A 24,256-nucleotide genomic window follows, 5' to 3' on the forward strand; every position below is an offset into this window, starting at 1 on the left:
TATGCCCAAAGTTCGCCTTTATTCGTTCGCTGATCGTACTGCCATCGATGAGCCGCAGCCAGAAGTTGTGGATGTAAACGATTTATCGGCTTATAAAATACTAGTCATCGAAAGTGTCGCTGAAATGCGTACCACGATGGGCATGATGCTGGGCCAATTTGGCGCTTCGCAAGTTGAGTATGCTCACCGTAGCGGCGAAGCTTTGGGGCAAATGCGGCGCTTTTCCTACGATATTATTTTATGTGCTTTTGATTTGGGTACGGGCTTTGATGGTTTGTATTTATTCGAAGAGGCACGCCGCCATGGTTTATTGAAAGCCAGTTGCGTCTTTATTGTACTGACTGGTGAGCGCCAAAGTACCAAGGTGATTGGTGCCGCTGAACTCGCGCCGGATGCGATTATCTTAAAACCCTTCACGGGTGATACACTCTACACGCGAATTTTGCGTGCCTTGCGCAAAAAGACCCGCTTCAAACCGATTGATGATGCCTGTATCGCGCATGATTTCTTGCGCGCGATTCAATTGTGTAATCGTGCCGCAGCCGAGGGCGGTGAGGACGCGATCGAGTTTGTGCGGATGAAAGTACATTTGATGCTGCGCGTTGGGGATTGGAAAGGCACACGCGACTTAACACGCGAATTGCTCGGTAAAGTCGATTTCCCTTGGGCGAAAATGGCCTTGGGTAAAGCGTTGTATCAACTCAAAGAATACGACGAAGCGCAGCATATCTTTCGGCAGGTCATCGCAGAGCATGAATTGATCATGGATGCCTATGATGGCCTCGCCAAAACACAAGAAGCCAAGCACGAAATCGAAGCCGCCAAGCAAACTTTGCAAGATGCATGTCGCCGCTCTCCCTATGTGGTGGCGCGGATGCGCGAATTGGGCGAGGTGGCAGTGATTGCTGGCGATCTCGCGCTCGCCGAGCAATCATTAACCGAAACCGTACGCTTAGCGCGCTTTTCCTTTTGGCCACAAATCAGTGATTATGCCGCGTTGGGCGAAGTGCAATTACAGCGTGGCGATGTGGGTGCTGCTCGTAAAACCGCCGATAGTATCCGCAAAGATTTTCGCACCAGCAATGATCGGGTGCTTGCCGAGGTGCTCGAATCGAATGTGGCGCTTAAACTAGGCGACAGCGCCAAAGCGCGAGCGATTTTAGATTTGGCTTTGCATTCCGCCGAGCAAGGCATAGAGCCGCCTTCATCGACCGTGGGTTTGGCCTTAGCGCAAAGCTGCTTAAGTCACAATCGCATAACCGAGGCTGAGGCTTTGACCCGCGCCGTACTTAAAAATCGTCACGACGACCCCAAATTATCCGCTTTAGTCACCCGGCTCTACAAAAAGCAAGGCCGTGAAGACGAAGCACTGCGTTTAATCGAAGCCACCGCCGCTGATATTGTGACCCTGAATAATGAGGCCGTTGCTTTGGCACAATCAGGCAACCTCAAAGCCGCCGCCGAGCGATTTTTGGCCGCTGGCAAAGAAATGCCAAACAATCTGCAAATGCTGCTCAATACGGTTAATGCACTATTGGCCTTGGTCAATCAAGAAGGCTGGCACGAAACCTATATGCAGCATGCCAGCGATTTACTCAATCGAATCAATACGCTCGACCCCACCTCGGGACGAGGTCTGCAAATGGCAGAAATCTTCCGCAAGACCAAACGCCGGTATGGGATGCAATAGTTCAATTTGAAGTTGACGTTGTTTTTTTACTGAATGGTGGCGAAGAACTACAAATGCAACTAGCTTGCACAAAGAGGTGGTTTTTGTATATCCTTAGCCGCTTAATGAGATTTACTCTCAATTGTTCGGCTTGATTGGGGCGCAGTTTGAAATTTTTTAGTTTATTTGGCTTTTTCGCCATGGCGGGTTGGCAGCGGGTGTTGTGCATTGTGCCTTTGCTCGCCGCCTTGTGGGCACTGACTTATTGGGCTTTACAGCCGTGATTGAAATCCATCATTTAACGCTTTGCTACCGTGACCGCGCTGCGGTGCATGCGGTGTCGGGGCGCTTTGTTAAAGGTAGTCATACTGCGGTCGTTGGCCCGAATGGCGCTGGCAAGTCGACTTTACTGGCCGCGTTGGCTGGCGTGAAGCAAGCCGACGAAGGCCATGTGCATCGCCATGGTCGCATCGCCTATTTGGCGCAACTGTCTACTTTAGATAAACAATTTCCGCTGACGGTGCGTGAACTGGCCTTGGCCGGTACGTGGCAGCAGCGTGGCGCTTGGCGCGGTTTATCGAAAGACGATTGCCTGCGCGCCGATGCAGCGCTAGAACGCGTGGGCTTGAGCGATTTTATCAAATCACCCATTAGCAATCTCTCTGGCGGTCAATTGCAGCGCGCGCGTTTTGCGCGACTGATTGTCGAAGATGCTGATGTGATGCTGCTAGATGAGCCGTTTGCCAACGTTGATAGTGCGACGATTGAAAACCTACTCGACGTGCAAGATCACTGGCATCAAGCGGGTAAAACGCAAATTACCGTGCTGCATGATATGAGCCAAGTGCGCGCGCATTACCCGCAAACTTTGTTGCTCGCGCAGTCGGCGCTGGCGTGGGGTGAAACGGCGGAAGTATTGACGACTGAAAATCTACAAGAAGCCAATCGCCGTGCGCAGCACTGGCGCAATGATGCCACTTGGTGCCAAGAATGCTGAGAGCGCACTTTAAACATGCTGCGCATCCCGTGATCGAAGTTCGGGCGGTGCTCGGCATTCCCCAAGGGGATCCCGCGTCGCTAAGCGGCAAAGCCGCTAAGCTTTGGCGTCACCTCATGTACAAAACTACATTCCGGTGCCTGCGCTCCGGTCTCACTTCGCTGACGGGCGCTCGCTATGTTTAAAGCGCACTCTCGCTGGCGAGTTGAACTAGGAACACCATGCTAATCCCCGATATTGAATTATTTTCCGCCCTTAGCGAGTTTGCTTTTATGCGCCGCGCCTTAGTGGGGAGCGTGGCTTTGGCTGTGGGCTGCGCACCCATAGGGGTATTGCTCTTGCTACGGCGTATGTCCTTGCTTGGCGACGCACTCTCCCATGCGGTATTACCCGGCGCAGCGATTGGTTTTTTGTTTGGCGGCTTGTCGCTGGCGTGGTTGGCGGGCGGAGGCTTGATCGCCGGTTTACTCGTGGCGCTGGCCGCAGGCTTTGCCGCGCGCAAAACGAGGCTGAATGAAGACGCTAGTTTCGCCGGTTTCTATCTGCTTGCCTTGGCGATTGGCGTGTTGATCGTGTCGAAATGGGGTAGCAGTGTTGATTTGATTCATTTGCTGTTTGGTTCGGTGTTGGCGATTGATGACCCGTCTTTGTTGATTGTTAGTTCCGTCGCGTCGATTACCTTGATTTGGCTGGCGCTAGAATATCGCGGCATTGTGCTGGAATGTGCGGATTCTGGCTTTGTTGCAGCCACAACGGGCAATGGTGCGCGTTTTCATATTGGTTTTGTCGTGATTGCGGTACTGAATTTTGTCGCGGCGTTTCAAGCGATGGGCACGCTGATGGCGGTCGGTTTGATGATGTTGCCGGCCGCAACAGCGCGGCTGTGGGCTGAGCGTTTATCGATGCTATTTGTGACCGCGTGGATTGTGGCGCTGACATCCTGTTTGCTCGGTTTGGTGGCGTCGTATCAATGGGATTTACCGTCTGGCCCGGCGATTGTGTTGGTTGCCGGAACGCTCTATTGCATCTCGCTCATCATCGCGCCGTTTGGACTATGGGCTCAACGCCGCAAAGCACGGCGTCATCACGCGATTTGAAATTGAGTTTATGCCAATTTGAAAAGCGCATTACTATGTAAGTATTGTTTCAATTTCAGTAACTCAGGGCGCTGTTGATGTTCGATAATTTATCTGGAGTCGCAATCGAAGTGGAATGGCGTGATGAAGATGTACTTGCATTAGCAATTACTGCTTCAAATAAACGTTTAGCTTTTAAAACTCGTTTTTATGCGGATTGTGATGCGCCAAAAAGATTCGCATCGGTGCTTTCAGGCTTTCCTACTGACACAGCGGATATCCGAGAGTTTAAGTTTGGTGGATTGGAACTTACTGGGTATGGTGGAGCTAAATTTCGATTTACATGCCACGATAAATTAGGGCATGTCGTTTTGTCCTTGTCTATTGCTGAGAAATCGGATGTTTTTTATGGTCAATTCGAATCAATAACGATGCTGATGTTGATTGAGCCATCAGCAATCGATTCTTTTGTTCGGCAGTTGATTGGTTTGCACAGCGATATTGGTCAGCTTGCCAAGCTAGAAATGTCAATTTAGTTTTACGCCAAATGCAAAGTAACGCTCTTTTCTTTTCTATCTTTCTCGGAGCTTCTATGCGCCAAATTCTCGCCATCATTTGTTTATTTTTTAGTTCGCTCGTCTCTGCCGAGCCGCTCAAAGTTGTCGCTAGTTTTAGTATTTTGGGTAACTTGGTGCAAGAAGTCGGCGGTGACCGTGTTCAGGTGAATACCTTGGTTGGGCCGGGCGAAGATGCGCATGTTTGGCAGGCGAAACCTGCGGATTTAAAAAAACTCTCGGGTGCCCCGCTATTTTTCGTCAATGGCTTGGGATTTGAAGGTTGGCTCAAACGCGTGGAACAAGCTGCGGCGTATAAAGGCAAGGTCATTACGGTGACCAAAGGCCTAAAACCGCTGGAGCAAGAAGACGAGCACGGACATGGCGATGGTCATGCACATCATGGCAAAGCTGATCCGCATGCTTGGCACGATCCACGTGCAGTCTTGCTGATGGTCGATCAAATCACCGCCGCACTCAAAGCCGCAGACCCTGCGGGCGCAGCACAATACAGCAGCAATGCAGCCACATTTAAAGCCAAAATCACCCAGCTTGATACGCAAACTGCCGCTGCTTTTGCTGCCATTCCCGCCGCGAAAAAGAAAGTAGTCACCTCGCATGATGCTTTGGCGTATTTGGGGCATCGTTATGCGATTCAGTTTTACCCGTTGCAAGGCATTTCAACTGATGCAGAGCCGAGCGCCAAAGAAATGGCGGCCTTGATTCGCGAAATGCGCAAAAGCCAAATCAAAGCCGTGTTTGCTGAAAACATTAGCAATCCAAAATTGATCGACCAAATCGCCCGTGAAACCGGAGCTAAAGTCGGCCCACCGATTTATTCCGATGCACTGGATAAAAAAGCACCTGCTAATACATGGATTGGGATGTTTACGCACAATACGCAGGCGATTTTGGCTGCGTTAAAATGATTGTAGAGCGCTCCATCACTGCCTTATTGTTAGCAAATGAGCGTTGATGGTGAGCAGCAAATTTTGTATTGTTGAGAAAGCCAGCATGGGTGAGCTGGCTTTTTTTTATCAATGTTTAGACCATTAATGAGTCTATGCGTTGCGGTAGTTCATGTCATAGAGGTGAAATGCTCACAAATTACCGGCATTTGCAGAGTGGGTTGTCGCTTGATTGATGAACAAACCCGGCTGAAAAAATCCCAGTGTATTTTGCGCCAATGCGCCAGTGATAAATCACCTTCGCCTTCTGCTGCGGCAAATTCGGCACCTACCGCGATAAAGGGGCAGACGATGACTTCGCGGGTTTCAATGACTGCAACAGGTGTGCCATCAAAGCGAGTCAGTAAACTTAAATCACCCGCTTTTGGAATGGCATGACCCTCATGCTCGTTGAGCCAATACAGTCCTGCTGTCGCATGCTTTTGTCCTGATAAAACCATGTCAGCCAAGGCATCGGCATCGGACTGATTATCATCAAAGGAAAAAACTTCATAACATTCTGAAGCTGGATCACGTCCATACTTGGCGAGTACCTTCTCCCAAAAAACTCTCTGGTGTGTTTCTTGCATTTAGCGTATTTCCTGTTCTGAATTATTCAAAAAATGATTGTTAATACCGCCAGTAACTCCCTGCCACATCACTGACTAGACGATAAATCTACTCATAGAGTTGATAGCGGCATCCTTGGTGAGTAGTGACATTTATGGATTTAGAGTTTTTTTCATATAAAATCGAGTATGGCTGGCTGGGCAATTCTCAAGCTGGCCAAAGACTTTGTAACCCGCATTCAGATAGAACGATTTGGCTTGCCAATCAAATGTGTCCAGATGAACCATGTATCCGCCTTGCTGTCTTGCGGCATTTTCGGCCTGCTCAAGCAATAACTTTCCATAGCCTTTGCCACGGTGCGATTCATCAATGAATAAAATATCGATATGCAGAACATGCCAGCAATAAAGCACACTATTGATCCCGCCAATAATTTCACCAACTTCATCCTTTATTGAAAATGACAAATCAATGAACGCTTCTTTTTGACTAAAAGGGACATTTTGCAAGTTAAATTGAACCAATTTGTCGTTGATTAGCTCGCGCTCAACGTTGGTACTGAGCTCAATTTTCATCATCGTTTCCTCTTTGTTTTGATTGTGAAATTGCTTTGCTCTTGATCTCTACCCATGCGGCAAGCAGCTCAGCATAGGGAATACCATTGATTTTTAGCCCATCCAGTTGACCGCCTTGAATGTGGGCACCACGCAGATCGCAATCTTCGATTTGTGCGTAACCCAAATCGACACGCGCCATTCTCACTGGGTCGTGGTCACCATGCCAGCCGCGACCTAGATCGTGCAAATAAGCACCTCCCCAAGAGGAATGACATAATTCCAGCCGAGCCATTCGGGCGTCGCCAATGCACAATCCACTGACGTTCACATTGTGAAAGTGCGCATCCGTCATCGTTGACGAGGCAAGTCGAAAATTCGGCAAGGCACAATCATAAAACTGGGCTTGCTCAAAAAAACTATCGCTCCAGCAAGGTTTATCGATGGACTGCCCATTGAAATGGTTGGCTGGCGGTGCGGTTTCTCGCACTTGTCGAGTGAAATAGCGGAATGCATTATCAGCTGCTGATTCTTGATAGCCACAACTTAAGTAAAAACGTGCATTGTCCTCGCTACGTGCGCTCGTGCCTAAATTCCAGCAATCCACTGCGGGGAAATGACTTTCGACCAAGGCGAGCGCGTGTCGCCCAATCCCTTGCCGGCCGAAGGCAGGATCGACAAAAAACCACGAGACATAAGCTTTGTTGGCATATGGGCCTTCAACGCAAATGCCGCCAGCCACCACGCCAGCGATTTCAATGACGAAATAATGTGCAGTACGAATCAGGTGACGAAGTAGATGAGGGCTGTCGTGCCCCGCGCTGCCTGCGGCATCGCTGTCGGAGGGATTCCAAGCACCCCAGCGCTGATAGTGCTCAAGAAAGGCTTGTTTTTGAATATAAGCCAGCAGATCTGCCTCACTTTCAAGTGCGGGGCGTAGCGTGACTGCGGCGATCTTCGACAATTCGGGGCGCGGTAAGATGAATAAATCAAATTCGCCATCGTCCTGTACTGTTGCTGTGCCGCGCGGCAAAAAGCCAGCGTTGATCACTACGCGTTGCGACGGTGTATTCCAGTCTTTCACGATGGCAACAAGCGCGGGTAAATCAGGGCAGTGGATAAATAACTCAGAACACGCCGCTTTGACGGCTTCGCTGGCGTAACCACATCCGCGATGTTCGCGTGATAGCGCGTAGGCCACTTCAGGAAAAGGCGAATCGAGTCCTTCTTTTGGCCACAAGCCAACCCAGCCAATCAATTGTTCGCCAAGGCAAATCGCATACAACATTTCTGGCTTTGCAGGGTCAAAGTGGGGGTATCCTTGAGTAACCCAACACCTTAAATATGATTGCATTTGTTCCTGCGTCATTTTCCAATCTGGCAGGATGTTGCTAATTTCGGCCTCGCGAGTAAGCGCAAATAAGGAATCAAAATCTGCGTCGGTAAATTGGCGCAGTACTAGACGTGAGGTGTGCAACTGAGACTGCATTTAATGTATTCCTGAGCGTGTTCAAACCGCTATGTTTGAGCGGTTTGAACAGGTTAATATGCCGAATTGGTAAATTCTATGCCCCTATTCAGATGGAATACTTTGCATTTCTTGCTATCTTACGAGACATTATTTAGCTAAGTGGCATTTGATTGATGTGGCTAGCTGTTGTTGGCCTTCATTTGTGACCATCTACTACGGGTATAGCCAGCGGCAAGCGCATCGCATTGCGTAGAATCGTTCGGCGTTTGCAGTCTGTGGTGTACCATTCGTATATTCAAACCTAAAGACGCGCAGGCGTCTTTTTCAATTAAGTCGCTCGCCATGAATCATCATCACCCTAGCCCCCGCCATAAACACCGCTTCATCGTGCTCGATAGCTTTCGTGGCTTATGCGCGCTGAGTGTGGTTGTGTTTCATTTGCATTTGCTGCAAGGCTTTAGCGAATGGGATTTCTTTCGCTCGGCGGGATTGATGGTTGAGTTCTTTTTTACGCTGAGTGGTTTTGTACTGGCTTATCGTTACATGCTCGAACCGATGGATGGCGCAGGTTTTGGCCGCTATATGATTAGCCGTTTTTTTAGGATTTATCCACTGCATTTGGTGATGTTGCTGCTGTTTAGTGTGTCGATGTTCTGGCAGTGGGCAAGTGGCGAATTTGCGCCTTGGCAGTTGCAGCAATGGCTGTATCAAATTTTGCTGCTACAAGCGTGGTTGCCGGCGGGTGATCCATTTGCGTTTAACGGCCCGGCATGGAGTATTAGTGTGGAGTTCTATCTCTACGTGCTGTTCGGGGCGATACTCTGGGTGACGCTCCGCTGGCGGCAAGCGGCGTTTGTGCTGCTGGTGGCGGGCTGTTCGCTCTGCGTTTGGCTGTCGTTTAATTTTACCGGCAGCGGTGGTTTTCGCGGGATTACTTGTTTTTTCTTAGGCGCGCTAGCGTATCGCTGTTTTGATGCGATTCATCATTGGCGACTCAGTTTCAAACTAGCGACTTTAATCGAAGTATTGCTGCTAGCGGCTCTGTATATGGTGATTACAGCCCAATACCCTAATAAGAGCTTTCTTGCCGCATGGGCGTTTGCGATCGCGATTATTGTGTTTGCTTTTGAGCAAGGGGCGGTATCGAAATGCCTGCGCCACGAATCGTTTGTGAGCATGGGGAAGTGGTCGTTTTCGATTTACTTAAGCCATTACGGTGTGTTGCATCTGATTTTGCTGGTGCTGACTGCATTTGCACCGCAATGGTTGTTGTACAAAGACGGACTGCGCTTTATCAATCTGGGTAGCGCATGGGCGGACAACTTAGTCGGAATCGTGATTTTGGCGCTGGTGTTACTGATTTCGCGCTGGAGTTATCAAGTCATTGAGTTGCGTGGAATACGTTGGGGCAAGCAATTGTTGGCCGCCTGATCTCATTCATAACTGCGTAGCGCTGTGCAATTGTGCAACGATTTTAATTTCAGTTTCTAGTATCTTTTGCCTTGGCTTTTCGCGCAGCCTGCGTTTTTTTCTATCGAAGTACCCTGTGACTTTTTAGTCACGTTGACTTGCGCGATCTTTTATTAATAAAGGAATCCGCCGTGAGTTATCCCGCATATCGAATAAAAAAAATCGAAAACCGTTTACCGCACATTTGTAATCCAAAAGAGCGTAAACGCGTTTTTAATGAGCTTTCTTTTTTGAAAAAAGTAATTCAAGAAGACAAAGAATTTTGCGTAGATTGCGTGTTTGATTGTTTGCAGTGCAGTTGGATAAAGATTGCTCCAACTCAAAGTGAATCACGACTCAGCAAGGCGTCTTCTGAATAACCAGCGCGTAGCGGTTGATTCATCGCTCACCAATTGATAGCCATCTAAATCGAATTGCATTAAATCTTTTGCCTCAGTAATGCTATTAAGCGCCGCATAGCGCACCATCAGCCCGCGCGCGCGTTTGGCGTAAAAACTGATGATTTTGTATTTCCCGCCTTTGAAGTCTTCAAACACCGGTGTGATGATGTTGGCGGTCAGTACTTTAGGGCGAATCACTTTGAAATACTCTTCGCTGGCTAGATTGACGATAGTGTCTTTGTTCAGCGCATTGACGGCGTTGGTTACGGTGTCGTTCCAGAAATCATAGAGGTGATGACCATTGGGGTGCGCTAAACGCGTCCCCATTTCCAAGCGATACGGCTGCATCAAATCATGCGGGCGCAGCAATCCATATAGTCCCGATAAAATCCGTAAATGTTCGCTTAAGTATGCATGTTGCGTGGCATTGAGACTCGTAGCTTCAAGGCCGGTGTAAACATCCCCCATAAAGGCCAATACGGCGGGTTTGGCATTTTCCAGCGTAAAGTCGGGCTGCCAGCTTTGATAACGACCCACATTCAGGTGGGATAGCTCATCGGATAACTTCATCAATTGCGCGATGTCAGCGGGTGTTTTTTGCCGCAGAACGTTAATCAGTTGCTGTGATTGCGCTAGAAAATCGGGCTGGGTATGTGGTAGTTCAGCGGGAGTCGGAGTGGTGTAATCCAGCGTTTTAGCTGGCGAAATCAGCATCAGCACTACAAAAATCCTTATGGGTATTCTGTGTGGGTATTTGATTGTAGCCATTTAATATAAATGGCTACACAGATATACCTTATTGTGGTTCTACGCCCGCATCACGCAAACGCGCAGCAAGTTCCATTGCGGTTTTGACCTGCATCTTTTCCAGAATGCGCGCGCGATGTACTTCAACAGTTTTCATCGAAATCGACAAGTCATCGGCGATTTGTTTATTCAAACGACCCGTCAAAATCAGTTTCATTACTTCGCGCTCGCGTGGCGTGAGGCAGGCCAGACGTTGATCGACGGCAGTGCGGGTTTGCCATTCTTCGCGGCTGAGTTGGTCTTGCGATAAACAGCTTTCGACTAAATCAACGATGTCGTTATCCGAGAACGGTTTTTCGATGAAATCGGCTGCGCCTTGTTTGAGTGCGGCCACCGCCATCGGTACATCGCCGTGACCCGTGAGGAAAATCACCGGTGGGCAGTAAGCGTATTCTTGCAGCTTATTGAATAATTCCAAGCCGCCCATGCCGGGCATGCGAACGTCGAGCACAAGGCTGCCATAGTCTTCTGGGCGGTAGCTAGCTAAAAGTTCTTCGGCGCTGGCAAAAGTGCTGACCTGATGATTGCGGGTCGAGAAAAGCCACGAAAGTGCGTCGCGGATTGCGTCGTCGTCATCCACAATGGCGATTTTGCGGGTATTGGCATGATTGATGCTCATAAACGGTGTGCTCCTGCGCTGGCGCTAAGTTCAAAAAGGGGCAGTTCAAATTGATTAAGGTTCATAAGCCAGATTATCTTGCGGCAAAGGCAAGGTAAAGATAAATCGGCTACCGCCACCTGGGTTCGCTTCCACCCAAAGACGGCCTTGATGGTGTTCGATAATCGAGCGGCAAATATTTAAACCCATGCCCATGCCTGTATTTTTAGTGGTAAAAAAGGGTTTAAACAATTGTTCCATCTGTTCTGGCGCAATACCTGTGCCGCGATCACTGATCACGAAGGATAAAATATCATCGCTCGGCGTAATCGTCAGCGCCAAACTACGCTCGGCTGCTGGCGTATTATGCATGGCTTCAATGGCATTCTTCATTAGGTTAAACATCACCTGTTCGAGCATTACCGGATCGGCCGAGATCGGCGGCAATTGAGTCACATCACTGATGCTGAGTTTAATTTGCTGCTTGGCAATTTCAGCGGCCAGTAGGGTACGGACGGTATCGACTAATTCTGCAATTTCACATGGTTTGCGGTGCGGTGCGCGGCGTTGCACAAACTCACGAATCCCCGAAATAATCTTGCCCGCACGCTTAGCTTGCGCGGCCATTTTTTCAATCGCTTGATCTAGCTGACCGATATTAGGCTCAGCTTGCGACAAGACATTCCGACAGCCAGTGGCGTAGCTGGCAATCGCTGCCAGTGGTTGATTGAGCTCGTGGGCGAGACTGGAAGCCATTTCACCCATGCTAATTAAACGCGTGGTTTGCTGCAGTTGCTCGTTTTGTAGTCGCTCACGTTCTTGTGCATTTTTCAGTGCGGTAATATCCGTCGCAATTTCTAGCCAGACCTCCGAGCCATCGACCCAAACGCTGCTGCGACTTTTGACTTGGTACCAATGCCCACGGAAAGCATCAAACCATTCGGTATCAATCGGTGCGCCTTTACGTCGCGCGACATACGGTAGCGCGCAATAACGGCCATGCCAATCAGGAATACTAAAAGCGCGATCAAATTGACGATTCGTTAGCAGCATTTCGCCGCTGCTGGCATCGCTGACCGATACGGCGGCATCCAGACCATTTAGCACCGTGACAAAACGCTCGTGGGAGGCTTGTAGCGCATCGCGTTCGCGTTGTAGCTCGGTGATGTCGTAAATTGAACTAATCCAGCCGGTATGCTGCCCATCGCCGTCAATCAGTTTGGCGGCATAAAGTCGCACATCAAATCGTTCGCCATTGGCGCGCATAAAGCGCATTTGATAGCCTGTTGGCTCGGCGCGGCCCGATAAAATCGCACGATATACCGCGGTGCAACGGTCGAGGTCTTCGGGCGGCCAGTAGGGCATGATTTGGCTTTTTCCAATCAGCGCTTCGTAGCTATAGCCGACCATCTCGCAGAAAGCGCGATTGATATAGATGAGGTGACCATCTTTATCCATCGCGCGAATCCCGGTGACGAGCGAGTTTTCCATCGCTTCGCGCATCGCGGTTTCTTGGCGTAATTGACCTTCTACTTTTTGCCGCTCTTTGATGTGGCGGCGCAGCGCCCAAGTCGAGCCAATCATCAAAATCGAGAGCGTCGCCACGACCAGCGTCAGCAAGTGTTGCTGCCAGCTTCGTTTTTGTTTGTACACCGTAGCTTTGAGCTCGAACTGATTCGGTTCTAAATCAAATTGAATGCTTTCTGATAATTGGGTTGGGTCGAGATTGCGATCAAATTTACTGGCAATTTGTTGACCATTTTGGTTCAACGTAATTTGGTAGCGTTGCGCAATCCACCATGGCACTTGCTGTTGCAGCAAGGTATTCAAATTAATCATCGCCAGCAAGGTGTGGCGCCCGTTGAAAGACAGGCGGACGGGGATAACCAGCGCTACGAGAGGCACATTTTGTTTGCCCAGTATCACTGAGCTGAAGTGTGCATCTTGGCTCGCCAGTACGGCGCTGCGCGCAGCCACTAGATTGCGATGTTTTTGTTCTGGTAAAAAATCAGGGCGGTATTGTGGGTAGCGCCAGCGCTCTTGGCCGGTTTCATCCATGTATTCCAAAGACATCACTTCGGGTGAATCTTGTAAAATAGATAAAGACCGTCCAGTGAAATTGGCAGAAGCAAAGCCTTCTGTTGCAATAACCTCTGCAAGCCCATTGAGTTGTGTATTGAGATTGTCGAGCCGATTTTTAAGCGCTTGTTTTTGCCAGAGTAAATCTTGCTCCAAGGCGACGCTGGTCGCTTGATCTTCTTTGACTGCGGTTTGAATTAAAAATAACGCAAAGGCCAGTGCAAACAGCGCTGCCGCAAAGGGCGTAATGGTCAGTAGCCAGCGAGACAGCGCGTGTTCTTTTTGTCGCGACAGCTTGTTAAGCACCCGCTTTCACCTCATTACTGAGCGGCAGCTTTTGGGCGAACTGAGCGACACTCTCTAGTACGGAAGCCGCAATATTGTTGAGCGCTTCTGTGGTCAAGAATCCTTGATGTGACGTAATCACGACATTGGGGAAGGTGGTGAGTCGAGCTAATACATCGTCTTTGAGCATGCTGTCAGATAAATCTTCAAAAAACACGCCTTCTTCGTGTTCATACACATCAAGCCCTACGCCGCCAACATGCCCCGATTTGAGCGACTTGATCAGCGCCAAGGTATTGATCAGGCCGCCACGGCTGGTGTTAATCAGTACGACGCCTTCTTTCATTTTGGCGAGCGTGTGGGCGTTAATCATATGGTGCGTGGTCGGAAAGAGCGGTGAGTGCAGTGAAATGACGTCGGCTTGGGCAAATAACTCGTCCAGCGTAACAAACTCACAACCAACGTCGCATGTGGCGGGCGGGTAGGGGTCGAAAGCCAGCACTTTGCAGCCAAACCCACGGGCAATTCTTGCTGTTGCGAGGCCAATTTTCCCTGCACCGACGACGCCGAAAGTTCGGCCATGCAGATTGAAACCCTCTAGACCGTCTAACGTAAAGTTACCATCGCGCACCCGATTAAAGGCACGGTGGGTTTTGCGGATTAAGGTGAGCAGCAAAGCAAATACGTGCTCAGCGACTGCTTCAGGTGAATAAGCAGGAACACGGGTGACGGTAATGCCATGTAGCTTAGCCGCATCAAGGTCTACACCGTTATACCCTGCACAACGTAATGTAACGAGTTGGACGCCTAACTTAGCGAGCTTGGCCATCGTTGGCGCATCGAGTTTATCGTTCACAAACGGACAAACCACGTCAAAACCTTCTGCGAGCGGTACGGTTTTGATATTGAGCCGGTCGTCAAAAAACACCAAGTCGTGCTGGTGCTGCTGATTGGCTGCCGTTAAGGCGGTGCGGTCGTATTGTTTGCTATCAAAAACTGCGATGCGCATGGTGCGATTACTCCTTAAAGCTATGCGTAACCGTGGCGTTTAATTCGTGTCCTTTGTAGTGCAAGCCACTGAGTTTGTTCACCAAAGCGTCACCCAGTGCCTGTGGTGCATCAGCAGGATATTGCACCAGTGCAATGGTGTTGATGCCCATCCCTTCATTTAAGGTAATTTCCACTGGCTCTGGTGCGCCAATTTGAGTGACCAGTAGCGCGTTGACATCATCTAGCGTGACTGCAGGCGGAAAATTTGCGATTACGATTTGCATGGCATTACTCCGAGGTCATTGTGATGTTACAAGTAAAAAAAAACGGATATCGTGTGCAAGCAATGCAAGCAATTATTGCGGAGGCTGTACAGCTTGCAAGCGTTGGTTTAATTGGGTTGGACTATTTGGATAATAATGCGCGTAATGACTCGCATTCGTCAGTACTTTTTTGACATAGTCGCGTGTTTCGCTAAATGGAATCGTTTCGATATAAATCGTTGGATCCATTTCGGCAGCTGAACGCCATTTTCTGGCATTACCAGGGCCTGCGTTATAGCCCGCCGTGGTCAAAATGGCATTACCATTAAAGTTGTTCGCCCAGTAGGCCAGATAATACGCGCCCATCTGGGTGTTGATTTCAACGTCGGTCACGTCACTTGGTTTGAAATCAGAAAACTTCATTTTTCCTGCGACCCATTTGGCCGTGTCTGGCATTAATTGCATTAAGCCTGCTGCATTGGCGCTGGAACGAATATCGCTGATAAAGCGGCTCTCTTGGCGAATGAGCCCATAAACCCACGCCGGATCAAGGTCTTGTGTTTTAGCGGCTAACTCAATATCCGCTTGATACGGGCGCGGGTAACGCAGCGTAAAATCATGAATCGACTTAGTCCGTTCGGCGCTATAAATACTGCGGTCAAACATTTTGTTTTTTTGCGCTAATTCAGCTGCGGCGAGCAACTGTGTATCGCTCAAACCTTGCATCGCAAAATTCCATTCTCGATTGGCTTCGACGCGCCAGCCTTGTTGATTAAGACGCAGCGCGCGAATCACGCCTGGTAGTGCTGCGACTTGTTTCATTTCGTCTTTGTTGAGGGTATAGGGCGCGCGCGATTCTTCTAGCATCGTGCCTAGTTTTTCTTGTGACAATAAACCGTAGTAATCAAAACCATCGCTGAGCGATACATAAATCGCCCTTGCTTCGGCGGGTTTATTTTGTGCTTCATAAGCGCGCGCCAACCAGTAGCGGTAGGTTTTTTTCTCGCGGGTTTCTTTCGGTAGCACATTGATGCGCTGCTCAACCGCTGGCCAATCCTCTGCGCGCAAGGCTGAGCGCAGCAACCACGCTTGGTCTTCTTCTTCCAAATCATTCAGCGTGGCTTTACCGAGCCAAATCGATGCACTTGGGTGGTGGCGGCGCGCTGCAAATAAGCCCAGCTGCTGCCATGCAAAACGCTGATCCTCGACGCTGAGCTGATCACCCAATTCTTCAATCAGGCGAGCAGCTTGGTCTGGATTTTTGCGACCAATCAATTCCAGAGCATAAAGCTGCAATTCACGGTCGGCTCGGCTATTGCCCTGTTTGGAAAGTTGTTTTTCTGGTGCATTTTTTAATGCGGCAAGATTCTTGGCTGAGAACTCGACTGGAGAATCCACGCGTGCGCTGAGTTGACGCGCAAAATCCGCCCGATCGCCCGCCAAAGCTTGTCGAATTCGCCACCAAGCATCATTGTTGGTCAATGCGCCGCTTTTAAACAAAGCATCAAACACTGGATTGCAGGCGCTGGCGACGGGCTTGCCAGTAAACCAGAACGATTTATTGCTGCTGAGTGTGCTGCTGTCGTTGCGAGCTAAAGCAGCTTGGCTTTTAAAGCATTGCAGCTCGACTGATGGCGAGTCTAGCTTGCCGTATTCGCGCTCGAATGAAGCCCATGATTGGCGAGCAGCTAATTCTTTGAGCCAATCTTCGCGAAAGCGATTAGCGAGTGGGGTGTTGGGGAAGCGAGTTAAAAACGCATTCGCGTCTTCTTCGGAAATTTGTTTGATTTGTAGGTTAAGCCAATAATATTGCGGGTACATTTCTAAGGGTTCGCCGCTACTAGCTTCACTCATTTGAGCGATACGTGGCAAGTCACGGGCACGTACCGCTTCACGCAGAGCGTCTAAATCTAGACTAGCAAATGCGCTGGCCGAGAGTAATAAATTGCTACTAAGAATAAGGGTAGATAAAAGCGGACGCATTATTGAAACCTAAACAGAAGATAAGTCGCGGCAAACTCACGCAATAAAACGCAAGCATAACAAGAACCTCTGGCTTTGCGGTGCTGAGAAAAACATATTTCTGATTAAATACGTAAGTTTGTTACATTTTTACGTTTTTTCAGCGTTTCTTGGGGCTTAGTGTGCTTGGACTGTGTTGAGAAGCCGACTCAATGAGTGGGGTGCGCCACGGTGACGATAAAAACAGGTAGAATTATCTGATTAAAGAACTGTACCGTGTGCCAATAAAACTATGCTGACTTTTCAGGAAATCCTTCTCAAGCTCCAAACCTACTGGGCGGGTCATGGCTGCGCCTTGTTGCAACCGTACGATATCGAAGTTGGTGCGGGCACTTTTCATACTGGCACGTTTTTGCGCTCTTTAGGCCCTGAGCCTTGGAATGCCGCTTATGTGCAACCTTGCCGCCGTCCGAAAGATGGCCGTTATGGTGAAAATCCAAATCGTTGCCAGCATTACTACCAATACCAAGTGGTGTTGAAGCCATCTCCAGACAATATCCAAGAATTGTACTTAGGCTCGTTGCAAGAGCTGGGCATCGATACGTCGGTGCATGATGTGCGCTTTGTTGAAGACGATTGGGAAAGCCCAACACTCGGTGCTTGGGGTCTGGGTTGGGAAGTGTGGCTCAATGGCATGGAAGTGACGCAATTTACCTACTTCCAACAAGTCGGTGGTCTTGATTGCAAGCCAGTATTGGGTGAGATCACTTATGGTGTAGAGCGTCTGGCGATGTACCTCCAGGGGGTAGATAGTATTTATGACATCGTTTGGACTGAATATCCAAATGGCCAAAAAGTAACTTACGGTGACATTTATCACCAAAATGAAGTTGAGCAATCGATTTACAACTTCGAGCAATCGAATGTGCCGTTCTTATTCGAGCAATTTAATAATTTCGAATCTGAAGCGAAGCGCTTGATTGAAGCGGGTCTGGCTTTGCCCGGATTTGAGATGGTGATGAAGTGCTCACACATGTTCAATTTGCTCGATGCGCGTGGTGCGATTTCGGTCACTGAGCGGGCTGCCTATATTGGCCGTGTGCGCACGTTGGCGCGTTTGGTGGCGCAAGCGTATTACGATAGCCGTGAAGCGCTAGGCTTCCCGATGTGCCAGTTGCCAGCCTAAGGACGCGGGGTTTTCATGCGGAGTCGGATTGCTTGGTGCGTGATGGCAGTGCTGCTTTTGAGTGCTTGCAAGAAAATGGACGATGGTTTGGAAGGTCCTGCACCCATTCCGTTTAAAAATACCGATTGGCGTCTGTATGGCACGATGCCTGAGTTTGAAACTTGGGTTGATGCCAACTCAGTCAAGCATGAAAAACAGTTTGCTGAAGCAAACTACACCTTTGTTTGGATGGTTCAGCGCTATTTCGCAGACCAGATCGACCCTGAAACTAAGGCGAAGTACCGGCTTAAGTACGCCCGATCAGTCATTCACTGTGAATTGGGGCGTATGGCGGGGGTCGCGGTGTCTATGCAAAATAGTGAAGACAAAGAAATTGCTCGGCATGATGTTCCGGCGTTTATGTGGGAATTTACCACCCCAGAGAAAAACAGTTATGGGGCTGATTTTGTCCGACAAATCTGCCAGATTATGGCCGAGAAAGACGCTGCCGCTAAAGAGTGAATAAGTACCTGAATCAGGTTTTCCTGCCAGATGAAGCGTTGCGGCAAGATGCATTTGCCCTCGCATTTAAAGAGAATAAGCATGAATCCAACGCTATTGATTGAATTATTTACCGAAGAATTACCACCGAAAGCTTTGCCTAAATTAGGCGCGGCGTTTGCTGATCACATTTTTGCTGAATTGCAAAAATTAGGTTTCGTGCCTGCCGATACGGAATACACCACATTTGCGAGCCCACGCCGTTTGGCGGTGAGCATTCCAAATGTAGCCGCAGTGCAGCCTGAGCAAAACATCGAAAAGCGTGGCCCCGCAGTGGTTGCCGGCTTTAAGGATGGCAATCCAACGCCCGCCTTGCTCGGTTTTGCGCGTTCTTGTGGCCTTGCTCCAGAAGCGGTTACCAGCTTGGAAACAGTTAACGATGGCAAGCAAGATGTGTTTGTCTATCGGATGAGCAAAGCAGGTGAAGCATTAAGCGCTGTGTTGAGTGGCTTGGTTGCCACAACGCTCAAAAAGCTACCTGCGCCAAAAATGATGCGCTGGGGGGATCGAGATGGTCAGTTTATCCGTCCGGTACATGGTTTAGTGATGTTGCACGGCGATGATGTCATTGATGGGCAAGTTTTGCATTTAACAGCCGGTCGCACTACACAAGGCCATCGCTTCCTCTCTGCTGGTGAGCTGATTCTAAAAACTGCATCTGAATACGCGCGAGTGTTGCACGATGACGGTCGTGTGATTGCCAGCTTTGCTGCGCGTCGCGCCTTGATTGGTGAAAAACTCAAAGAGGCCGCTGCTGCGGTCAATGCAACGATTGCTGCTGATGATTCCTTATTTGACGAAGTGACTGCCTTGGTTGAATGGCCGGTGATTTTGAAGGGTGAATTTGAGGCTGAATTCCTCGATGTGCCACAAGAATGCTTGATTTTGACGATGCAACAAAATCAAAAATACTTCCCGCTGCTCGATGCCAATGGCAAGTTAATGAATCAATTCTTGTTGGTATCAAATCTGCAAGCCACTGATTCTAGCCACATCATTAACGGCAATGAACGCGTATTGCGCGCGCGCTTGTCGGATGCGAAGTTCTTCTTTGAGCAAGATAAAAAAGCCCCACTGGATAGCCGCGTAGCTAAATTGGCGAACGTTGTTTATCACAACAAAATTGGTTCACAACTTGAGCGTGTATCGCGTTTGGAATGCATTGCCGGTGAGATCGCCAAATTGTTGGGCGCGGATGCGGCAAAAGCGACGCGAGCAGCGTATTTAGCCAAAGCTGATTTGTCGTCTGATATGGTGGGTGAATTCCCTGAGCTGCAAGGCATCATGGGTCAGTATTACGCCAAGCATGATGGCGAAGATGCTGAGGTGGCGTATGCCGTTGAAGCCCACTATAAGCCTAAGTTTTCGGGTGATACCCTACCTGAAGGTGCGGTTGCACAAGCAGTTTCTTTAGCCGATAAATTGGAAACCTTGGTTGGTATTTACGGCATTGGTTTGATTCCAACGGGCGACAAAGATCCATTCGCTCTGCGCCGCGCTGCGCTGGGTGTATTGCGAATTGCGCTTGCGCAGCCACTCGATTTGAAAGTGTTACTCAACATTACCGCCGCCAGCTTCCCTGCTGGCTTGATTAAAGAGGGTACGGTCGATGGCTTGTATGGCTTTATGCTCGAACGCCTGAAAAACTTGCTGGCCGCTGATTATCCAGCCGCCGATATCGATGCCGTATTGGCGATGCAGCCAACGCGTTTGGACGATGTGACGGTGCGTTTGGCGGCTGTTGCTGAATTTAAAGCACTACCAGAAAGTGCTGCGCTTGCTGCGGCGAACAAGCGTATCCGCAATATTCTGAAGAAAGCGGGCGATCAATGGTTTAATCACTCACCACATCAAGGTTGGGATAATTTGCCACAATTTGGCTCTGGAATATTTACACCGCATTCTTGTAAGGAAGAAGAGGATCTTTATAACGAAATGAAGAGTGTCGTGCAGAAAATGGAAATCCCAGATAAAAATGGTGAATTTGGTCAAATGCTATGCTTGCTCTCAACTCTAAAATCACCTGTAGATTTGTTCTTTGAAAATGTAATGGTAATGGTGGAGGATGAAGCACAAAGAAATGGTCGCTTGGCTTTATTGGCGACTTTAAATTATTTAATGAATAAAGTGGTTGATATTTCTCTGCTGGATACTTAGTTTCAACTATTTTTGAGTATGTCGATTTGTTTTTGAATTTATAATGTTTTTTAGTGATTTTAAGGGGGGGCGATTATGTCATTATTGTTTAAGTTTTTCTTAATGTTCTTATTGGCAACGTCTGCCTCTTATGCTCAGAAAATTGAAGGGCTAGGTGGACTTAAGATTGGAATGTCGTATGATGACTTCCATGACTGGACTGTTGAAGAGGGCTATATCAGTTTGAATGATGGTATAGATGGCGCGGAGCGTAGTCGTGTTAAATCAAAATATATCCGCATACATGATTTGCAGGCTGGAAGTGGCTACGCTTATGGAATTTATGACAATTATTTAGATGGTTATCATGCATATCTTGTAGATGAGTATTCTCCCTCTGGTGTTGATATTAAAAAATTAATGCTAATCTTTCGAAGGGGGAAGTTAATTTATATGAATCCTTTAGGAGATATGGTTAGTCAGAAGATAGTTGGTGCAATATCAGCAAAGTACGGTGACCCAATAAAGAAAATAAAGAGCAAGGGCTATAATTGTGTATATCTACTGACTGGGGTAGATTTTTACGTAAAAGATAAGCTGACGTATTACTATTGGAGAGATGACTCTGCAGTTAAAGCTTATCATGCAGAGTTGTTTAGTTATGGGTCGGATTGTCAATCTAGAATTAGATTTGAGTTGGTAGTTCAGTCATCTGATTTTGATAAAAAAAAGTATGACTCCGAGAATAAAAAAGCTGCAAATAAGTATCTTGAAACAGTGAAGTCTAGAGAGGCAAAGGAAATACGTCAGTCTACAAACTTAGATGAGCTTTAAATGTGTTTTTAAGTTTTATTTGCTGATTAGATTTCAGGGTTTTTATGAAAATATTAATATTAGATCGTGATGGCGTCATTAATGAAGACCGCCCTGACTTCATTAAGTCGCCCGAAGAATGGTTGCCGATTCCTGGTAGTTTGAATGCCATTGGCGAGCTCACTCGGGCGGGTTGGACGATGGTGGTGGCAACGAATCAAAGCTGTATTGGGCGTGGCATTATTGATGTACACATGCTCAATCGTATTCACGCCAAAATGCACAAGGCGGTGCATCATGCGGGTGGGCATATTGATGCCGTTTTTTTCTGCCCACACGCACCCGACGCAGCTTGTGATTGCCGCAAACCTGCGCCGGGTTTGGTGCTCGATATCGCGAAGCGTTTTCGAGTCGAGCCCAAAGATTGCTTTATGATCGGTGATTCGTTGCGTGATTTGGAAGCGATTATTGCAGCAGGCGGGCAAGCGCTGTTGGTTCGTACTGGAAACGGTGCGAAAATCGAGTTAGCGGGTAACGTGCCAGCGGGAACCCGCGTATTTGATCATTTGGCGGCCGCGGCCAATTGGTTGATGTATTCCAACGATTAAGTTTTGTTGATTTGATCTTGATCCTAAAATCGCGGTAAACGCTGTTTTCACGCAAGGCGCAATTTGAAGATTGCCGTAATCGTGCTCTGAATCCAAGCCGCGATGCGTAAAGACTTCTGATTTGTTTTTAAATTCTGCTCGATTTTCTACAGGTGTCTGTTTCATGGTGTGGTTGCGGTCTATTTTGTATTGGTTGCTGGTTGTCATCATCACGCCCTTATTCACCTTGATTGCCATTTTGATTTTGCCTTTACCGCCGGTGACTCGAAATCGAATCATTCGACTGTGGTCGGTCATTTTATTGAAGTGGCTCCACATCACATGCGGCCTCAAATTTAAAGTCGAAGGCGCAGACCATATTCCCGCCGGCCCTTTGATGATTATGTGTAAACATCAATCGGCTTGGGAGACGATGGCGCTGCAGCTGATTTTCCCGCCACAAGTGTGGGTGATGAAGCGCGAGCTACTTAAAATGCCATTTTTTGGTTGGGCGCTGGCCACAACGTCACCGATTGCGATTGATCGCGGGCAACGCGCACAAGCGCAGCGACAATTAATGGAGCAAGGCAAAGATCGATTGGCCAAAGGCCTGTGGATCGTTATTTTTCCTGAAGGTACGCGGATTAAACCGGGCGAGCGCGGCCAATATAAGCAAGGCGGCGCACGCTTGGCTTTAGATTTAAATGTACCGATTGTGCCGGTGGCGATGAATTCGGGTGAGTTCTGGCCGAAAAATTCATTTTTGAAATATCCGGGTGAAATCACGGTGCGCGTCGGAGCTCCGATTGCAGTCGAAGGTAAAAAGTCGCTTGAGTTAATTCAAGAGGTGGAAGGCTGGATCGAAGGTCAAATGACAGAAATCACGGGTCGTGGGCCATGCTTTACAGTGCCTAAATAATGGCGAAAAAACGTAAGATCGCTTTGATTGTTGATTTGGAATTCGGAAGTAAACTTCTAGAACTTTATACAAATATTCATTGTTGGATTATTCAAAGCGAAGGCAATCAACCCTATATTGATCAGGTATTATCTACTGGTACCCATATGAACTGCTGCTGGGAGGATTTTGGTATTACGCCATTTCTTTGGTATCCGGAAGACTCCTTAGCTGAGATATTGAATTCTGGTCTAGATAATGTTTGGGATCATCATGTATTTGAAGCGGATGCTCAACTGATCTGGCTTGATATTTACGGTGTTGGGCTCAACGAGTATACAAAAACGGCCTTATTTGAATTTGGCTTTGAGCATTTCTCTGAAATATCAGGTGGGATTTCTGCGTGGAAAGGCGCTGTTTAGGTCGTTTGAATATTGGCTCTTTGAGGTATGCTGTTGCAGTTGTTTTTCAAATTCGCCTCTGGCGATATACCCTATACACTACAGCGTAGTGCTCGCCGCCGTAGTATTGGTTTGAAAATCGATGCCGCGGGGCTGACGGTCATCCTTCCGCAACGCGCGCCGCTAGCGGAAGCCGAGCGCGTCATTCAACTCAAACTCGCGTGGATACGCGCTAAACTCGCCGAGCGAGAAACCCGCCTCGCTGAACCCGTGGCGCAAGCCAAATTGACATGGGGCGCAACGGCGCTGTGGTTGGGCGAACCGCGATTGTTGCAAAGCGCATTACGCGCCAAACTGACCGATGATACGCTTTATCTGTGTGCAGCCAACGAGCATAAAATCGCCCCCGCATTAATTCGTTTTTATCAGCGCGCAGCTAAACCTTATTTTGCCGAACGGCTTAGCGTTTGGGCTGAGCGTATGGGTTTACAGCCACGCCAATTGATCTTGTCCTCCGCCAAAACGCGGTGGGGGAGTTGCACGTCAAACGGCGACATTCGCCTCAGTTGGCGGCTGATGCAAGCGCCTGCGAGTGTCATCGATTATGTGGTGATTCATGAACTGGCGCATTTAGCCGAAATGAATCATTCTGCGCGTTTCTGGGCGATCGTCGCCGCTGCGTGCCCGCATTGGAAGTCTGAACGTCATTGGCTCAAGCAAAATGGTTCTGCTTTATTGGCTTGGGAAGATGCTACTCAGTAAGTGGTTTGATTTCAACGTTGTTCGCTGTCTTTTCGGGTGTCACTTGAGGTGTTGACGTTGGCTGCGGCGTTGGCGTGTTTGATATGGCATCGACCGCCATTTCTCCCGCTGCATACGTGCCTTTCGCCACCGCTTTCGTTGCGTCATAAGTCAATCCAACCGCGCTTGTTGTGACGCTCACTGCCGTGGCTCCGACAACGGCTGCCGTGGTCACAACCGCGCAGCCACTGAGTAAAGTCACGATGCATGTCAATACGATGA

24 protein-coding genes are annotated in these 24,256 nt (G+C 48.6%); 14 read left to right on the forward strand and 10 right to left on the reverse strand.

The window, feature by feature from the left end; all coding sequences use genetic code 11:
- The first annotated feature begins 1 nt into the window (after position 1).
- The 5 genes from K4H28_RS00380 (at position 2) to K4H28_RS00400 (ending at position 5,225) form a co-directional block, all read left to right on the forward strand.
- A complete protein-coding gene (locus K4H28_RS00380; RefSeq protein ID WP_221006313.1) occupies positions 2–1,690 on the forward strand; it encodes a response regulator in 1,689 nt (562 codons plus the stop codon).
- Between the two features lie 259 nt (positions 1,691–1,949).
- Positions 1,950–2,666 carry a metal ABC transporter ATP-binding protein gene (locus K4H28_RS00385; protein WP_221006314.1) on the forward strand — a complete coding sequence of 239 codons (717 nt, stop codon included), beginning with the start codon at positions 1,950–1,952 and terminating at the stop codon, positions 2,664–2,666.
- A 221-nt stretch (positions 2,667–2,887) separates the two neighbouring features.
- A complete protein-coding gene (locus tag K4H28_RS00390) occupies positions 2,888–3,763 on the forward strand; it encodes a metal ABC transporter permease (RefSeq protein ID WP_221006315.1) in 876 nt (291 codons plus the stop codon).
- A 77-nt stretch (positions 3,764–3,840) separates the two neighbouring features.
- Positions 3,841–4,278: a hypothetical protein gene (locus K4H28_RS00395; RefSeq protein WP_221006316.1), complete on the forward strand. Its 438-nt coding sequence runs from the start codon at positions 3,841–3,843 to the stop codon at positions 4,276–4,278.
- Between the two features lie 56 nt (positions 4,279–4,334).
- Positions 4,335–5,225: a metal ABC transporter solute-binding protein, Zn/Mn family gene (locus K4H28_RS00400; protein ID WP_221006317.1), complete on the forward strand. Its 891-nt coding sequence runs from the start codon at positions 4,335–4,337 to the stop codon at positions 5,223–5,225.
- A 149-nt stretch (positions 5,226–5,374) separates the two neighbouring features.
- Here the strand turns inward: K4H28_RS00400 and K4H28_RS00405 are convergent, their stop codons facing one another.
- The 3 genes from K4H28_RS00405 to K4H28_RS00415 all read right to left on the reverse strand — a co-directional run bounded on the left by K4H28_RS00405 (position 5,375) and on the right by K4H28_RS00415 (position 7,856).
- Entirely contained in the window at positions 5,375–5,833 is a 459-nt protein-coding gene (locus tag K4H28_RS00405) for an ASCH domain-containing protein (RefSeq protein WP_221006318.1), read from the reverse strand.
- A gap of 132 nt (positions 5,834–5,965) precedes the next feature.
- Positions 5,966–6,391: a GNAT family N-acetyltransferase gene (locus K4H28_RS00410; RefSeq protein WP_221006319.1), complete on the reverse strand. Its 426-nt coding sequence runs from the start codon at positions 6,389–6,391 to the stop codon at positions 5,966–5,968.
- Positions 6,378–7,856, reverse strand: a complete 1,479-nt coding sequence (locus tag K4H28_RS00415) for a GNAT family N-acetyltransferase (protein ID WP_221006320.1) — start codon at positions 7,854–7,856, stop codon at positions 6,378–6,380. Before K4H28_RS00415 ends, K4H28_RS00410 begins: the two co-directional genes overlap by 14 nt.
- A 324-nt stretch (positions 7,857–8,180) precedes the next feature.
- Between K4H28_RS00415 and K4H28_RS00420 the strand changes: the two genes are divergently transcribed.
- Positions 8,181–9,269, forward strand: a complete 1,089-nt coding sequence (locus tag K4H28_RS00420) for an acyltransferase family protein (RefSeq protein WP_221006321.1) — start codon at positions 8,181–8,183, stop codon at positions 9,267–9,269.
- Between the two features lie 368 nt (positions 9,270–9,637).
- Here the strand turns inward: K4H28_RS00420 and yaaA are convergent, their stop codons facing one another.
- The 6 genes from yaaA to K4H28_RS00450 form a co-directional block, all read right to left on the reverse strand.
- On the reverse strand, positions 9,638–10,408 hold the full coding sequence (yaaA, locus tag K4H28_RS00425; protein ID WP_221006322.1) for a peroxide stress protein YaaA: 771 nt from the start codon (positions 10,406–10,408) through the stop codon (positions 9,638–9,640).
- A 76-nt stretch (positions 10,409–10,484) separates the two neighbouring features.
- Positions 10,485–11,114 (reverse strand): response regulator transcription factor, encoded by a 630-nt coding sequence (locus K4H28_RS00430; protein ID WP_221006323.1) that lies wholly within the window; start codon positions 11,112–11,114, stop codon positions 10,485–10,487.
- A gap of 54 nt (positions 11,115–11,168) precedes the next feature.
- Complete coding sequence (locus K4H28_RS00435; RefSeq protein WP_221006324.1) at positions 11,169–13,478, reverse strand: PAS domain-containing sensor histidine kinase; 2,310 nt, start codon at positions 13,476–13,478, stop codon at positions 11,169–11,171.
- Entirely contained in the window at positions 13,471–14,466 is a 996-nt protein-coding gene (locus tag K4H28_RS00440) for a 2-hydroxyacid dehydrogenase (RefSeq protein WP_221006325.1), read from the reverse strand. Before K4H28_RS00440 ends, K4H28_RS00435 begins: the two co-directional genes overlap by 8 nt.
- Positions 14,467–14,473: 7 nt before the next feature.
- Positions 14,474–14,731: an RNA-binding protein gene (locus K4H28_RS00445; protein ID WP_221006326.1), complete on the reverse strand. Its 258-nt coding sequence runs from the start codon at positions 14,729–14,731 to the stop codon at positions 14,474–14,476.
- 72 nt (positions 14,732–14,803) lie between these two features.
- Positions 14,804–16,693 carry a lytic transglycosylase domain-containing protein gene (locus K4H28_RS00450; RefSeq protein ID WP_221006327.1) on the reverse strand — a complete coding sequence of 630 codons (1,890 nt, stop codon included), beginning with the start codon at positions 16,691–16,693 and terminating at the stop codon, positions 14,804–14,806.
- A 271-nt stretch (positions 16,694–16,964) separates the two neighbouring features.
- On the opposite strand from K4H28_RS00450, the gene glyQ reads away from it, so the two are divergent.
- The 8 genes from glyQ (at position 16,965) to K4H28_RS00490 (ending at position 23,995) form a co-directional block, all read left to right on the forward strand.
- A complete protein-coding gene (gene glyQ, locus K4H28_RS00455; RefSeq protein ID WP_221006328.1) occupies positions 16,965–17,858 on the forward strand; it encodes a glycine--tRNA ligase subunit alpha in 894 nt (297 codons plus the stop codon).
- A gap of 15 nt (positions 17,859–17,873) precedes the next feature.
- Positions 17,874–18,359 carry a hypothetical protein gene (locus K4H28_RS00460; protein WP_221006329.1) on the forward strand — a complete coding sequence of 162 codons (486 nt, stop codon included), beginning with the start codon at positions 17,874–17,876 and terminating at the stop codon, positions 18,357–18,359.
- Positions 18,360–18,440: 81 nt separating this feature from the next.
- Complete coding sequence (gene glyS, locus K4H28_RS00465; protein WP_221006330.1) at positions 18,441–20,555, forward strand: glycine--tRNA ligase subunit beta; 2,115 nt, start codon at positions 18,441–18,443, stop codon at positions 20,553–20,555.
- Positions 20,556–20,630: 75 nt separating this feature from the next.
- A complete protein-coding gene (locus K4H28_RS00470) occupies positions 20,631–21,368 on the forward strand; it encodes a hypothetical protein (protein WP_221006331.1) in 738 nt (245 codons plus the stop codon).
- Between the two features lie 44 nt (positions 21,369–21,412).
- Positions 21,413–21,955: a D-glycero-beta-D-manno-heptose 1,7-bisphosphate 7-phosphatase gene (gmhB, locus tag K4H28_RS00475; protein ID WP_221006332.1), complete on the forward strand. Its 543-nt coding sequence runs from the start codon at positions 21,413–21,415 to the stop codon at positions 21,953–21,955.
- A gap of 163 nt (positions 21,956–22,118) precedes the next feature.
- A complete protein-coding gene (locus tag K4H28_RS00480; RefSeq protein WP_221006333.1) occupies positions 22,119–22,853 on the forward strand; it encodes a lysophospholipid acyltransferase family protein in 735 nt (244 codons plus the stop codon).
- Positions 22,853–23,254 carry a hypothetical protein gene (locus K4H28_RS00485; protein WP_221006334.1) on the forward strand — a complete coding sequence of 134 codons (402 nt, stop codon included), beginning with the start codon at positions 22,853–22,855 and terminating at the stop codon, positions 23,252–23,254. The genes K4H28_RS00480 and K4H28_RS00485 overlap by 1 nt, the downstream gene beginning before the upstream one ends.
- Before the next feature lie 27 nt (positions 23,255–23,281).
- Positions 23,282–23,995, forward strand: coding sequence for a M48 family metallopeptidase (locus K4H28_RS00490; RefSeq protein WP_221006335.1), 714 nt, complete (start codon positions 23,282–23,284; stop codon positions 23,993–23,995).
- Here K4H28_RS00490 and K4H28_RS00495 read toward each other — a convergent pair.
- Complete coding sequence (locus K4H28_RS00495; RefSeq protein WP_221006336.1) at positions 23,985–24,236, reverse strand: hypothetical protein; 252 nt, start codon at positions 24,234–24,236, stop codon at positions 23,985–23,987. The genes K4H28_RS00490 and K4H28_RS00495 overlap by 11 nt on opposite strands.
- Between the last annotated feature and the right edge of the window lie 20 nt (positions 24,237–24,256).

The organism is Deefgea tanakiae, from assembly GCF_019665765.1.
Lineage (GTDB): Bacteria > Pseudomonadota > Gammaproteobacteria > Burkholderiales > Chitinibacteraceae > Deefgea > Deefgea tanakiae.

What these genes read in the sequence shown, in the direction of transcription:
- K4H28_RS00380 (WP_221006313.1), top strand. Translation starts at nt 2, where the DNA reads ATGCCCAAAGTTCGCCTTTATTCGTTCGCTGATCGTACTGCCATCGAT.
- K4H28_RS00390 (WP_221006315.1), top strand. Translation starts at nt 2,888, where the DNA reads ATGCTAATCCCCGATATTGAATTATTTTCCGCCCTTAGCGAGTTTGCT.
- K4H28_RS00395 (WP_221006316.1), top strand. Translation starts at nt 3,841, where the DNA reads ATGTTCGATAATTTATCTGGAGTCGCAATCGAAGTGGAATGGCGTGAT.
- K4H28_RS00400 (WP_221006317.1), top strand. Translation starts at nt 4,335, where the DNA reads ATGCGCCAAATTCTCGCCATCATTTGTTTATTTTTTAGTTCGCTCGTC.
- K4H28_RS00405 (WP_221006318.1), bottom strand. Translation starts at nt 5,833, where the DNA reads ATGCAAGAAACACACCAGAGAGTTTTTTGGGAGAAGGTACTCGCCAAG.
- K4H28_RS00410 (WP_221006319.1), bottom strand. Translation starts at nt 6,391, where the DNA reads ATGATGAAAATTGAGCTCAGTACCAACGTTGAGCGCGAGCTAATCAAC.
- K4H28_RS00415 (WP_221006320.1), bottom strand. Translation starts at nt 7,856, where the DNA reads ATGCAGTCTCAGTTGCACACCTCACGTCTAGTACTGCGCCAATTTACC.
- K4H28_RS00420 (WP_221006321.1), top strand. Translation starts at nt 8,181, where the DNA reads ATGAATCATCATCACCCTAGCCCCCGCCATAAACACCGCTTCATCGTG.
- K4H28_RS00430 (WP_221006323.1), bottom strand. Translation starts at nt 11,114, where the DNA reads ATGAGCATCAATCATGCCAATACCCGCAAAATCGCCATTGTGGATGAC.
- K4H28_RS00440 (WP_221006325.1), bottom strand. Translation starts at nt 14,466, where the DNA reads ATGCGCATCGCAGTTTTTGATAGCAAACAATACGACCGCACCGCCTTA.
- K4H28_RS00445 (WP_221006326.1), bottom strand. Translation starts at nt 14,731, where the DNA reads ATGCAAATCGTAATCGCAAATTTTCCGCCTGCAGTCACGCTAGATGAT.
- K4H28_RS00450 (WP_221006327.1), bottom strand. Translation starts at nt 16,693, where the DNA reads ATGCGTCCGCTTTTATCTACCCTTATTCTTAGTAGCAATTTATTACTC.
- glyQ (WP_221006328.1), top strand. Translation starts at nt 16,965, where the DNA reads ATGCTGACTTTTCAGGAAATCCTTCTCAAGCTCCAAACCTACTGGGCG.
- K4H28_RS00460 (WP_221006329.1), top strand. Translation starts at nt 17,874, where the DNA reads ATGCGGAGTCGGATTGCTTGGTGCGTGATGGCAGTGCTGCTTTTGAGT.
- glyS (WP_221006330.1), top strand. Translation starts at nt 18,441, where the DNA reads ATGAATCCAACGCTATTGATTGAATTATTTACCGAAGAATTACCACCG.
- K4H28_RS00470 (WP_221006331.1), top strand. Translation starts at nt 20,631, where the DNA reads ATGTCATTATTGTTTAAGTTTTTCTTAATGTTCTTATTGGCAACGTCT.
- gmhB (WP_221006332.1), top strand. Translation starts at nt 21,413, where the DNA reads ATGAAAATATTAATATTAGATCGTGATGGCGTCATTAATGAAGACCGC.
- K4H28_RS00480 (WP_221006333.1), top strand. Translation starts at nt 22,119, where the DNA reads ATGGTGTGGTTGCGGTCTATTTTGTATTGGTTGCTGGTTGTCATCATC.
- K4H28_RS00485 (WP_221006334.1), top strand. Translation starts at nt 22,853, where the DNA reads ATGGCGAAAAAACGTAAGATCGCTTTGATTGTTGATTTGGAATTCGGA.
- K4H28_RS00490 (WP_221006335.1), top strand. Translation starts at nt 23,282, where the DNA reads ATGCTGTTGCAGTTGTTTTTCAAATTCGCCTCTGGCGATATACCCTAT.